Below are 12,634 nucleotides of genomic sequence, written 5' to 3'. Positions count from 1 at the left end.
TCTCCGAAGATGACGAAGAGATCCCTGGCTGGTCCATGAAGACCCGCGTCCTGGGCACCTACGTCCTCTCCGACACTGAGCTCGACATCGAAGCGATCAACGCTGACGATGAGGATGACGACGATGCGGCTGACGATGTCACCACCCCTGACGGCGGCAAAGACATCCCGCAGACCGGTTCCAGCGACATGGTTAACGTAGCGGTTGTTGCCGCTGTTGTTTCCCTGGCTGCTGCTGGCGCTGTCGCGTTCCGCAAAGTGAAATAAGAACCCTTTTTAAAGGCTGATTGAGAAACCGCCCGCCGGCTGCCTCCACAGCCGGCGGGATTTTCCCTCAAAAATCCGCGCCGAAGGCGCACCTTGTCCCGGATATTCTTCGGGCAGGCCGCGTGCAGGTATGGTGTAATGGCAACACTTCTGCTTCCCAAGCAGACAACGCGAGTTCGATCCTCGTTACCTGCTCCACATAAAAAGAACCCGTCCTGAAAAGGACGGGTTTTTCATTGTCGAAAAATAATGGAAGATGTGGTATACTGAAAGCGCATGAATTGCGGGCGTTTTTGCCACTAATAAAATGTAAGGCGGCGGCGCCGTTGGCCTGTCTCGCGGGAAAGGGCAGGCGGAGAGCACGACGCCGGACGCCTTGCTTTTTTGGAAATTTTATTTGGGCGCGCCCATCGAACGCGCCGGGGAGCTTTGGAAATAAGAACGGAGGGATGACGCATGAAAAGCGTATCCAGATGGCTGATCCCCACACTCATCGCGGCAGTGATTGTTGCCGCGGTAGGGGCGGGATATTTTTTGTCGCGGCCGCAGACCGATGCGCTCTATGCATCGGTGACTGTTACGGCAACCGCGGAGGACGGGCAGGGTGTGCTGCCGCAGAGCGGTTTCGCGGTTTCGAGCAGATACAGTATCAAGGAAGCTGACTTGCGGGCAATGCTCGATGTGGAGCCGGATTTGGAATATACCTTGTCCGGGTCGGGAAAAAACTGGACGCTTACGCCATCCGCACCGCTTTTGGATAATACGGTTTACACCATCCAGGTGAAAAACCCGGCTGGAGACGTGGTGCAGTCGTTTGCGTTCCAGACACGCAGCGACCTTTTGGTGGGGGCGACCTACCCAGCCGATGAAGAAGGTTATGTCGAACCGGAATCCGGAATCGAAATCACCTTTAACGCGCCGGACGTCGACCTTTCGGCACATTTTGGAATCCTGCCGGAGATTTCCGGTAAGTTTGAAGCCTCCGGTTACACGTCGGTATTCATTCCGGATGAGCCGCTCGCGCAGAACAGTATCTATCGGGTGACTCTGCGCGCCGGGCTGCGCGCGCCGAACGGAATGACGCTCAAGGAGGATTATACCTTCTCGTTTGAGACCTCAAACGCCCAGGATGACAAGGACGATTACAGGCGGCTGCGGCTTGCGGGTGATTATGCGGAAACCTTCCTGCCGGGAGATCCGCTCGCGGTTGGGCTTTCAAGCGGCGTGAAGATCAACGGAAATATGAATGTGACGGTCCATCGTTATCCGGATATCAATGCCTATCTGCGGGAACTGCAGGCGTACGGCTCGTTCTATGAGGAGCGTTATGGCGCCAAAACCGATTATGTCGCCGCCACTGCCGGACTGGAGGAGGTCTTTTCGTATCAGGGAAAGCTGTTCCAGAAAACCGACTACTGGGGAGATTTATATGCCATTCTGCCCGATGAACTTGGGGAAGGGCATTATATTGTGACAATTTCCGGGCAGGATGACGAGGGAAACAACCAGTTTGTGCAGAAACTTCTGCAGATCTGCAACCTTTCCCTATACACACAGAGTGTGGAAGGGGATACCCTCTTCTGGGTTAACGATCCGGTCAGCGGAGAACCGGTCGCGGACGCGTCTCTGCGGCTGACCGAGGCGGTCAAGGATGGCAGGCTGTTCGACGGCGTCACGACAGCGGATGGTATCGCCAAGATTTCCACTGGCAAGACGGAAGAAGCCTATCTCGAAGTGGTGCGGAACGGCAAGCTCGCCTATGTGGAAAAGGTGCGGCTTTCCGGAGCAAAGGACGCGCCGGTTTCCGAACGCTATTATACCGCGCTCTATACGGACCGTGAGATTTACCAGCCGAATGATTCCATTAAATTCTGGGGCGTTGTGAAGCCCCGCCGCCAGGGGAATTCGCTGCCTAAGAGCGTCTATGCGGAGCTGACCGGATCATGGCCGGAAAATACCGTCTACAAGGTAAAAGCAGCGGTAAACGAGGACGGAACCTTTATTGGGGAGATGCCCATCACCGGAATCAAGAAAGACTGGTACAGCTTCAAGATTACCAATGGTGAAGAGGCGGACAACACAGGCGGCCGGTATGAAGCGGCCGGCGTTTATACCAGCAAGGGCTTTTTGATTGAGGAATACACCAAGCCGCCTTACGCCATCACGGTCAAAGCCGACAAGGACTGGTACTATGCAAATGAGCAGGTCCGGTTCTCGGTTTCCGCTTCCTATTTTGACGGCACGCCGGTTTCGGGCGGGCGGCTGCGGTTCTCCTCTTATCAGTTGGGGCTGATGTCGGACGATGAAAAAGGGATCATCACGCTCGACGAGGCGGGACAGGGGAGTATCACCCTTTCCTATGTCCCGGACGGGGAAGCCCTTTCCTGGAACCCAATGAGCGTCTGGTATGAGGTCTCGAACGCCGATCCGGAGGACGTATACGTCTTTACATCCGGTTCGGTGCGGATGCTCCCCTCACAGATCGCGGTGGAGGTGGATTCCGCCGCGGAGGGGAAACTCACTGTGCGCGCCGCGCAGATTGATGTTTCAAAGCTCGGCGAAGCGCCGCAGGTGCGGCCGCTCAAAACGGATGAAAGCGAATTTGACCGGCTGGCCGGTGCGCCCGCGGATCTTCCGCTGACAGCAACAGTACATAAGGTTCAGTATGTCCAGACCCCGGTAGGCAGTTATTACGATCCAGTCAATAAACGTACCGTTACGCGGTATGAAAGCAACCGGGTGGAATCGGTGGAGGACACCCGCCAGATCTCCACGGTGGGCGGTACAGCGGTACTGGACTATCCGTATGAATCCACCACGGACACCTATTACCGGCTCGAACTGACCTTTGATGGGCAGGTGATCGGCCAGGTGCAGGAGATGCACAGCCTGCGGCCCTATTATTTCTCGCCAAACAGCGACGGGGAAAAGCGCTACAGCTTTACCAGCGGGGAAAGTTTTGACAGTAACCGGCTCGCCGTGCCGCTTGGGGAAACCATTCCGCTCGGGCTTTACGAAAACGGCCGGCAGATCCAGCCGAAAGGCCGGGTGCTTTACAGCACTGTGCAGCGAAAGACCCTTTCGACCGCGCTGTTCGAAGGGGGAGCGGCGTCGCTCACAATGGGGGAACAGTATCTCCCGAACGTCGTGATCGTGGGGGCTTATTTCGACGGGCGGCACGTTTACCTGATCGAAAACCTCTATGTCACCTATGATTACACAGGGCAGGAACTCACTGTGCAGGTGAAGCCCACCGCTGAAAGCTATCGTCCCGGTGAGAATGCCGTGGTCGAATTGACCGTCACCGACGCGCAGGGCAGCCCTGCCGCCGCTTCGGTCTGTATCGGCGTGGTGGATGAGGCTGTCTTTGCGATTGCCGGGCAGGAGATCGACCTGGCGGCGCAGATTTACGGCAGCATCTATCATCCATCGGTGGAGCAGGGCGTCTCCTACAGCGAATACGCGCTTGATGAGGCGAATCCAGCCACTGCCGGGGGCGTTGGCACGGGCGGCGGCGGAGATGGCGTGACGCAGGTGCGCGAGGAATTTGTGGATACCGCTTCCTTCCAGACGGTCGTGGTTGACGCGACCGGTAAAGCTGCCGTTGAAGTGAAACTGCCGGACAACATCACCTCCTGGAGGGTTACCGCCTGCGCGGTGACGTCCGACCCGCTTGTGAAGGCGGGCAGCGGTGTTTCAAACGCGGTCGCGACCCTGCCTTTCTATCTGCAGGTGCTCCATTCGGACAGCTACCTCGAAGGGGACGATGTTTCAATGACCCTGCAAAGCGTTGGGACCGAGATCACTCTCCTTTCAGGGCAGGCGGAATATACCATCACCGTTCATAAAATGGATGGCACCGAGATCGACCGTCTAACCGCTTCCGGCAAGCCGGGCGAGCGGGTACAGTTCAATTTCGGCAAGTACGACGCGGGCCAGTATTATTTGCAGGCCGCGGTCAAATGCGGCAGCCTTTCCGACGCGGTCAAACAGGAGTTTGCGGTGATCCGTCAGGGGCTCACTGTGCCGGTGATCCGTTCGATGCCGCTTTCAGAACTTTCCGGGCTTTCCAGCGTGCGCTATCCGGTGCGGATGCTTGTCTATGACCATCGGATGACAGCCTATATGGATGGTGTGCAGAAGCTCGCCGGGCAGTCCGGCAGCCGGACCGAAGTCCTGGTTGCCGCTTACCGCGCGCAGGTCGCATATAACGAGCTGCTCGATCCATCCGAGCGGATGCGTGTGTACAAGGATGAACGCCTCGAGCAAATCCAGAGCGAGAGTGGGGTGAAATTGCTGCCGGTTTCTGAACCGGATGCCGCTGTGACCGCAAAAATGCTGGCGGCGGCGCCCGACCAGATCAACCGCAGCTCGGCCAGGACCTTCCTGCAGGAGGTGCTCAAGGACCCGGCCGCCACGCCGGATGACCGGGTTATGGCCCAGATGGGGCTTGCGGCCGCGGGCGAACCGGTGTTGCTCGATATCACCCGCATGCTGGAGGAGCCGACGCTCACAGCGGCGCAGAAACTTTACCTCGGCGTGGGGCTTGCAAAGCTCGGTGATTTTACAGGCGCGGAGAAGGTCTATGCTTCGCTCGGCGGGCAGATCGTTGCCGAAGGGGATCTCAAATATGTCGAGACGGGCGGCACCTTCGACGAGCGGGTGCAGAACACCGCCGCCGCGCTGATGCTCACTTCGATCACCTCGAATCCGGACGCGGACGCTCTGATGCGTTACCTCAATCTGCAAAATACCAACCGCCGGGCGTCAACCACCGTGCTCTACAACCTCGAGCAGCTTGCCTATATTGAGAACTTTACCATTCCGGCCGGATCGGCCGGCGCAAAGTTCAGCTACCTGCGCGACGGGGAAAAACAGACGGTGGACCTGTCCGGGAAGGGCTGGGAAGCGATTTCGATGAGCTATGAAGCGCTGACCGCCGCCCAATTTGAAGGCGGGAAGGACGTCTATGTAAGCGCCGCCTATACCGGTTACGCGGATGCGTCCGGCGCGGCGGACAACAGTAAGGTGAAGGTGACCAAGTCTTATACGCCGGTTTCCGGCGATGAGATCGGCATTGGAAGCCGGGTCCGGGTTTCGGTCCGGGTCGAATTTGCAGAAGACGCGCCTTCCGGCTGCTACATCATTTCGGATTATATCCCGTCCGGCATGCGCTTTCTGCCGATGCTTTACGACAGCCGCCTGAATCCGGCGTATGACTGGTGCTGGGGCAATGTCGAAAATGAGGGCCAGACGGTGCGCGGCTACATCTATCTTGACCGTGGCGAGCTGCCGCAGCCCGTGCCCTACGATAGCGAGGCTGAGGAAGAGGAGCTCCTGGAAGAAGGGATTAAGATCAATCCCGGAACTGAAGAAGCGGCCGTCCCTGTCACGGATTCGGAAATGGAATTCACCGAGGGTGCGTTGGACAGCTATACGCTGACCTACTATGTGAACGCGGCGATGGCGGGCGATTTCGTCACAGAAAGCGCTTATGTCACACCGCCCGGCGACGGCCTCGCCGCGAAATCCCCGCGCGGTAAGATCGTCATCCAATAAGCAGATAGAAAGCCGTCCGGTAAGGAAAAATTCCTGCCGGACGGCCTTTTGCAACCTATGGTTGACAAACTGCAAGCCGCTGTTTTCTTGATTATCCTGGCCATTTCGGGTATATTGCCAACAAGGGAAAAGGGGGAGAACGGGATGAATTTTTGTGACAAGCTGGTTCAGCTGCGCCGGGAGCGTGGCCTTTCACAGGAACAGCTGGCGGAGATTTTGCATGTGACCCGTCAGTCGGTCAGTAAATGGGAAGCTGGGAACGCAACGCCGGAGCTTGCAAAGTTGATCGCGCTGGCGGATATTTTTGGCGTGAGCCTTGACTATCTCGCGCGGCCGGAACAGACTGAACGCGCTGCCGCGCGGCCGGACGACGCGGCGCTTGCCAGGGAATTGGCCGAGCTGCGCAGGTGCGTCAAGCGGCGGGATGGTTATGAATACCGCAGCAAAACAACCCTGTTTGGGCTGCCGCTTGTGCATATCAAGATCTCCCGTTACGGAAACGCTGTTGCAAAAGGGATTATTGCGATCGGCAACATCTCGGTCGGCGTTTTGAGCCTTGGCGGGCTGGCGCTGGGGCTTCTGAGTTTCGGCGGCGTCTCTTTGGGCCTGCTCTTTGCCTTTGGCGGGTGCGCGCTCGGTGGGATCAGTTTCGGTGGCTTTTCAATCGGAGCACTTGCCTTCGGCGGCTTTGCAGTCGGCATCTACGCCATCGGAGGCAGTGCGTTTGCGCATACGCTGGCGGTCGGCGCGACAGCGATGGGAAACGCGGCGATTGGCGTAAGCGCACGCGGGGAACAGGTGCTTATGCTTGACGGCGCGACACAGGAGCAGGTACGCCTGTTTCTGCTCCAGAATTGTCCGCACCTGTGGAAATGGCTTGTGCGTCTGGCCATGAGCCTTGCAAACCCCTGAAACGAAACACCGCCCGGACGCGACTGCGTCCGGGCGGTGTGCGTTTATCTTTCTGTGGGATGTGCGTTTTCCGGAGGAGTGGTTCTCACCTTGCCGGATGGGGGCACACAAGGGGATTGCGAGCCGCAGCGAGCGTTTCGAGCACAACCGCCTTTGGCGGCTCTTATTGCGAGATAGGCTGCCGGTCTTCCGCCCGTGAGATGCGCTGACGAACGTCGGCGCGCCGCTCAGGCCGCGGGCCGGGCAGTGAGGAATGAGGAAAGCTGCGGCCGGGAGCCGCAGCTTTCGCGTATCATCGTTTCCATTTTTCGCAGAGTGCGTTGATCTGGTCGGCAAATCTGGCAAGATCCTTGTTCGCGCCGCCCTTGTTCTGTTCGATCACCTGCATCAGGCGCTGTCCGGCAGCGACCAGGCGGGTAAAGACAGAAGAAACCGGCTTGACGGTGACCTTTTTCGGTTCCCGCTTGATGCCGGGTTCGAGCATCGTGTTGGTGGCGAGGTCGAAGCTCGCCTGATAGTCGGGCGCGGTTGCCGGGATGCCATACCGCTCTGCGACCAGTTCTGCGAACGCGGTGCAGGTGGCGTCCTCGCCATGGACGACAAAGATGTGTTCGGGTTTCTTCTGGTAGGCGTCGAGCCAGCGCAGCAGGCCGTTTTGGTCGGCGTGGCCGCTGATGCCTTCGAGCTGGGTGATTTCGGCTTCGACATCGATCGTTTCGCCGAAGAGCTTGACCGATTTCGCGCCCTCAATCAGCGCGCGGCCGGTGGTGCCGGCCGCCTGGTAACCGACGAACACAATGGTGCATTCTGGCCGCCAGAGGTTGTGCTTCAGATGGTGCTTGATGCGTCCGGCCTCGCACATGCCGGATGCGGAGATGATTACCTTGGGGCGATTGTCGAAGTTGATGGCGCGGGATTCGTCGCTGGTGACTGCGAGCTCGAGCCCATGGAAGGTGATGGGATTGATCCCGTGCTGAACCAGCTCCATGGCTTCCTCATCGAAATAGCCGTAACGGTTTTCGTTAAAGATATTGGTTGCCTCGATGGCGAGCGGACTGTCCACGTAAACCGGGAAATTCTTGTGGCCCTTCACAAGGTCGCGCGCGCGGATTTCCCGCAGGAAATAGAGCAGCTCCTGCGTGCGTCCGACCGCGAAGGAGGGGATCACGACGTTGCCGCCGCGGTCGAGGGTTTTCTGGATGACACTGGCAAGCAGCGCGGTATAATCGGGAGGGACATTGTGGTTGCGGGTGCCGTAGGTCGATTCGATAACGACATAATCGGCTTCATCTATGTACTGCGGGTCGCGGATCAACGGCTGGTTGAGGTTGCCGATATCGCCCGAAAAGACGATTTTTTTGGTGATGCCGTCTTCGGTGACCCAAACTTCGATCGAAGCGGAGCCGAGCAGATGCCCCACATCGATAAAGCGTATCCGGACGCCTTCGCAGAGTTCGGCCATTTCGTTGTATTCATGCTCCTGAAGCTGGGAAATAATCTGTTCCGCGTCCTGCATGGTGTACATCGGTTCGACCGGTTCACGGCCAGCGCGTTTGCCTTTGCGGTTTTTCCATTCGGCTTCAAACTCCTGAATATGAGCGGAGTCGCGCAGCATGATGCCGCACAGGTCGGCGGTGGCGGAGGTGGTGACCACCGGCCCCCGGAAACCGTATTTCGCAAGCAGCGGCAGACGGCCGGAATGGTCGATATGCGCGTGGGTGAGCAGCACAAAATCAATTTCCCCCGGTGCGACCGGCAGTTCCTGATGTTCATATTCATCGGGGCCCTGCTGCATGCCGCAGTCGATCAGGATCTTTTTGCCGCAGGCCTGCAGATAATGGCAGCTGCCTGTGACTTCATGGGTCGCACCCAGAAACGAGAGTTTCATATAGTTACCTCCTGATGCAATTTAAAAAGAACCTATGTCCATTTTAATGCTTTTTCATAGGATTTACAAGTGAATATTATGTAAACTGTCCATTGGTAGCACTTTCCCGCAAATTTTGTCGGTCTCTCCCCTTTACTTCCGGTTTCTTACAGGTATAATTATTATAGAATTTTATGCCTTGCCGTTGGAAAGTAGGAAGAGAAGATGTTTACAGCAAAGACGTACCACTTTGCCGAAAGCCTTGACGATGCGTTCGGGCTTCTGCAAAAGAACAAGACCAATACCATTTTGGGCGGCTGCGGATGGCTGCGGATGACCAACAAACGCATTTGGACTGCCATCGATTTGGGCCGCCTTGGCCTTGACCAGATCGAAGAAACTCCGGAAGCCGTCCGGCTGGGCGCATCGGTGACCCTGCGCCAGTTGGAGACCTGCCCGGCGCTGCGGGGGGCGTTCGGCGGTATCCTGCCGGAAAGCGTCCGGCATATCGTGGGCGTGCAGTTTCGCAACATGGCCACGGTCGGCGCGAGCGTATTCATGCGCGCGGGCTATTCCGACCTGTGCGCGGCGCTGCTCGCGCTCGACGCGTCGGTCGTGCTGCACGCGGGCGGGGAAATCCCGTTCGCGCAGTTCCTCGAAATGCCCTATACCCGCGATATCCTGACCCATGTGACTATCCGAAAGGATGGCCGTAAAGCCGCCTATGAGTCTCTGCGCCTTTCCGCCACCGATTTTCCGGTGCTCGCGGTTGCGGTCAGCCGTCTGGGGGATGACTGGCGCGTTTCGGTTGGCGCGCGGCCGGGAAAAGCGTGCCGCGCGCCCGGCAGCGGGCGCGTGGGCGGCGGCCGGTGAGGCCGCCGCCCACGAATTGCGGTTTGAGACGAATCTGCGCGGCTCGGCGGAATACCGCCGGGCGATCACGCCGGTGCTGGTGCAGCGCGCGGTGAAGAAGCTGATGGAGGGGGAGAGCGGCAGATGAAAGTAAAGGTAACGGTCAACGGGAAGCTTTATGACAAACATATCCCGAACGATATGATGCTGATTGATTTTCTGCGCAAATACGGCTTTGTGAGCGTCAAGCGCGGCTGCGACACCGCGAACTGCGGACTGTGCACCGTCTGGGTGGATGGCGCGCCGGTGCTTTCCTGTTCCTATCCAACAGCCCGCGCCGACGGCAAACAGGTCACGACCCTTGAAGGCGTGGCGGAGGAAGCCGCGGAATTCGGCCGGTTCATGGCGGCGCAGGGGGCTGAACAATGCGGCTTCTGCAGCCCGGGATTTACCATGAGCGTGCTTGCAATGAAGCGGGAACTGCAAAGCCCCTCCCGTGAGGAGATCCAGGAATATCTCGCAGGCAATCTCTGCCGATGCTCCGGCTATACCTCCCAGCTGGCGGCGATCGAAAAATACCTGAAGGGGGAGCGGCCATGAACACGGTAGGACAGCGCATCCCCAAGATCGACGCGGCCGCCCTCACCACTGGCAAGGGTGTCTACACCGAAGACCTGACCCCACAGAACTGCCTGGTGGTCAAGGTGCTGCGCAGCCCGCACGCGCATGCGCGGATCAAATCGATCAAGTGCGACACCGCGCTGAAGGTAAACGGCATCGAATGCATCCTGACTTATAAAGATGTTCCGAAGATCCGCTACACCTTTGCGGGCCAGAGCTATCCGGAGCCGAGCCCTTACGACCGCTACATCCTGGAGGAGGTCGTGCGGTATGTCGGCGACCCGGTCGCGATCGTGGCCGGGCGGGACGAACGCACGGTCGACAAGGCGATGAAGATGATTCGGGTCAAATATGAGGTGCGCGAGCCGCTCCTCGATTTCGAGCAGGCGCTCGACAGCCCGGTTGTGGTGCATCCGGAAAGCGATCTGCATTACAATTTTGATATCGGTGGCGATCCCACCCGCAACCTGGTGGCGAGCGGGGAGGACAGCGCGGGCGATGTGGAGGCAGCGCTCGCGGGGTGTGATGTCGTTATCGACCGAACCTATTATACCAAGGCGAACGCGCAGGCGATGATGGAAACCTTCCGCACTTATACCTATCTTGACCACAACGGCCGGCTGAACGTGGTTTCCTCGACCCAGATCCCATTTCACTGCCGCCGGATCATCGCGCATGCGCTGGGTCTGCCCAAAACCGCTGTGCGGGTGGTAAAACCCCGAATCGGCGGGGGATTTGGCGCAAAACAGGCGATGGTGAGCGAGCTGTTCCCGGCCATCGTGACGCTGCGGACCGGGAAGCCCGCGCGGATCGTTTTTACCCGTCAGGAGACCTTCTCCGCTTCGAACAGCCGTCACCAGATGCGCCTGCATGTCCGGCTCGGCGCAACCAGGGACGGCGTTGTAAAGGCGATCAGCCTGCACACCCTTTCGAACGCAGGCGCCTATGCGGAACACGCCTGCACGACAATCGGTCTTTCCGGCACCAAGACGATTGCGCTTTATTCTCATGCAAAGGATCATTATCGTTTCACCCACCAGAACGTTTACACCAACACGATGGCGGGCGGGGCGTTTCGCGGCTACGGCGCGACGCAGGGTTGCTTTGCCATTGAGTCCGCCGCCAACGAGCTGGCCGCGCATCTGGGCATCGATCCCACCGAGCTGCGGCTGCGCAACATTCCCAGCGTCGGTGATCCGATGCCCGCCTTCAAGGATGGGCCGCTCTCTTCGAGCCGTCTGGAGGACTGTATTCGCCGCGGCCGCGAGCTGATCGGCTGGGATGAAAAATACCCCTGCCGCCAGCTGGATGACCATACCGTGCGCGCGGTGGGCATGGCGATCACCATGCAGGGTTCCGGTATCGCGGGGATCGACACCTGTTCCGCGACACTGCGGCTCAATGACGATGGTTTCTACACCCTGATGATCGGCGCGACCGATATGGGCACCGGTTGCGATACCATCCTTGCGCAGATGGCCGCCGAGGTGCTGCACTGTCCGATCGAACGGATCACGGTGGACGGCGTGGACACCGACCACAGCCCGTTCGACAAAGGTTCCTACGCCTCCAGCACCACCTACGTGACCGGCATGGCGGTCGTGAAGGCCGCAACCAAACTCTGCGATCTTATCCGGCAGGAGGGGGCGCGGCGGCTCGGTATCCCGGTGACGCAGGCGAACTTTGACGGAGATCGGGTGCTTTCAACCATGGACCCGGGTAAGGCGATTTTACTTTCCACGCTTGCACAGGCGCTTTGTGTAGGCGCGGGGCGTTGGCTGCAGGTCACCGAGACACATGCAAGCCCGGTTTCGCCGCCGCCGCTGATGGCGGGTTTTGCCGAGGTCGAAGTCGACCTGCAGACCGGGCAGGCCAAAGTGGTCGACTATGTCGGCGTGGTCGACTGTGGCACAGTCATCAATCCGAATCTTGCCACGGTGCAAGCGCAGGGTGGTATCGCGCAGGGGATCGGCATGGCGCTTTATGAGGATGTCCAGTATGACTCACGTGGCCGGATGAGGAACAATTCCTTTATGCAGTATAAGATCCCGTCCCGGCTCGATCTGCCGGAGATCCGGGTGGAATTTGCGCCGAGCTACGAGCCTTCCGGGCCGTTTGGCGCAAAATCGATCGGCGAGGTGGTCATCAACACGCCGTCGCCCGCCATTGCGGATGCGGTTGCCAACGCCACCGGCGTGCGGGTGCGTGAATTGCCGCTCACCCCGGAAAAGATCCTGTTGGGAATGAAAGCTGGTGGATGCTGATGGGGTTCGCACAGTTTTTGATCAACCGCAACTGGCGCTCAGCGCAGAAGGTGGTTTGCCGCCTGACCGGCGACGACAGCTGGCTTTCCCGGCCGCTCTCCCAGGAGAACGTCGAAGAGGCGGTGCAGCTGCTCGCGCCGATGGTCGAGACCCGGCATATGAGCAACGAGGAACGTAAGGTGCTTTCGATGCTGGTGATGTGGCGCGGCACCGATGTGTCCCAAACGGAAAGCGAACAGATTAACGAATAGAATCGTGAATAGAATCACGATTCGTCCTTTGGGAAAGTGATT

9 protein-coding genes and 1 tRNA gene are annotated in these 12,634 nt (G+C 58.7%); 9 read left to right on the top strand and 1 reads right to left on the bottom strand.

What is annotated here, in order from left to right; genetic code table 11:
• Window positions 1-35 precede the first annotated feature (35 nt).
• From BN4275_RS00215 to BN4275_RS00200, 4 genes are all read left to right on the top strand, one after another.
• Window positions 36-266 carry an LPXTG cell wall anchor domain-containing protein gene (locus tag BN4275_RS00215; RefSeq protein ID WP_066452471.1) on the top strand — a complete coding sequence of 77 codons (231 nt, stop codon included), beginning with the start codon at window positions 36-38 and terminating at the stop codon, window positions 264-266.
• Between the two features lie 124 nt (window positions 267-390).
• Window positions 391-464 (top strand) — tRNA-Gly (locus BN4275_RS00210).
• 258 nt (window positions 465-722) lie between these two features.
• Window positions 723-5,825, top strand: a complete 5,103-nt coding sequence (locus tag BN4275_RS00205; protein WP_066452470.1) for an Ig-like domain-containing alpha-2-macroglobulin family protein — start codon at window positions 723-725, stop codon at window positions 5,823-5,825.
• Between the two features lie 144 nt (window positions 5,826-5,969).
• A complete protein-coding gene (locus BN4275_RS00200) occupies window positions 5,970-6,737 on the top strand; it encodes a helix-turn-helix domain-containing protein (RefSeq protein ID WP_066452469.1) in 768 nt (255 codons plus the stop codon).
• A gap of 292 nt (window positions 6,738-7,029) precedes the next feature.
• Here BN4275_RS00200 and BN4275_RS00195 read toward each other — a convergent pair whose 3' ends face one another.
• Window positions 7,030-8,625: an MBL fold metallo-hydrolase RNA specificity domain-containing protein gene (locus BN4275_RS00195; protein ID WP_066452468.1), complete on the bottom strand. Its 1,596-nt coding sequence runs from the start codon at window positions 8,623-8,625 to the stop codon at window positions 7,030-7,032.
• Between the two features lie 204 nt (window positions 8,626-8,829).
• Here BN4275_RS00195 and BN4275_RS00190 point away from each other — a divergent pair, with 204 nt between their 5' ends.
• Genes BN4275_RS00190 through BN4275_RS00175 form a run of 5 tightly spaced genes read left to right on the top strand, consistent with a single transcriptional unit; the run spans window position 8,830 to window position 12,592 of the window.
• Complete coding sequence (locus BN4275_RS00190; RefSeq protein WP_242863516.1) at window positions 8,830-9,477, top strand: FAD binding domain-containing protein; 648 nt, start codon at window positions 8,830-8,832, stop codon at window positions 9,475-9,477.
• Between the two features lie 16 nt (window positions 9,478-9,493).
• Window positions 9,494-9,604: a hypothetical protein gene (locus BN4275_RS17850; RefSeq protein ID WP_341423359.1), complete on the top strand. Its 111-nt coding sequence runs from the start codon at window positions 9,494-9,496 to the stop codon at window positions 9,602-9,604.
• Window positions 9,601-10,056, top strand: coding sequence for a (2Fe-2S)-binding protein (locus tag BN4275_RS00185; protein WP_066452467.1), 456 nt, complete (start codon window positions 9,601-9,603; stop codon window positions 10,054-10,056). The genes BN4275_RS17850 and BN4275_RS00185 overlap by 4 nt, the downstream gene beginning before the upstream one ends.
• A complete protein-coding gene (locus tag BN4275_RS00180) occupies window positions 10,053-12,341 on the top strand; it encodes a xanthine dehydrogenase family protein molybdopterin-binding subunit (RefSeq protein WP_066452466.1) in 2,289 nt (762 codons plus the stop codon). The genes BN4275_RS00185 and BN4275_RS00180 overlap by 4 nt, the downstream gene beginning before the upstream one ends.
• Window positions 12,341-12,592, top strand: a complete 252-nt coding sequence (locus BN4275_RS00175; RefSeq protein WP_066452465.1) for a hypothetical protein — start codon at window positions 12,341-12,343, stop codon at window positions 12,590-12,592. Before BN4275_RS00180 ends, BN4275_RS00175 begins: the two co-directional genes overlap by 1 nt.
• Window positions 12,593-12,634 lie beyond the last annotated feature (42 nt).

This window comes from Anaerotruncus rubiinfantis, from assembly GCF_900078395.1.
GTDB lineage: Bacteria > Bacillota > Clostridia > Oscillospirales > Ruminococcaceae > Anaerotruncus > Anaerotruncus rubiinfantis.
The sequence above is the reverse complement of the archived record's forward strand: the minus strand, read 5'-3'. Positions and strand labels throughout refer to the sequence as shown.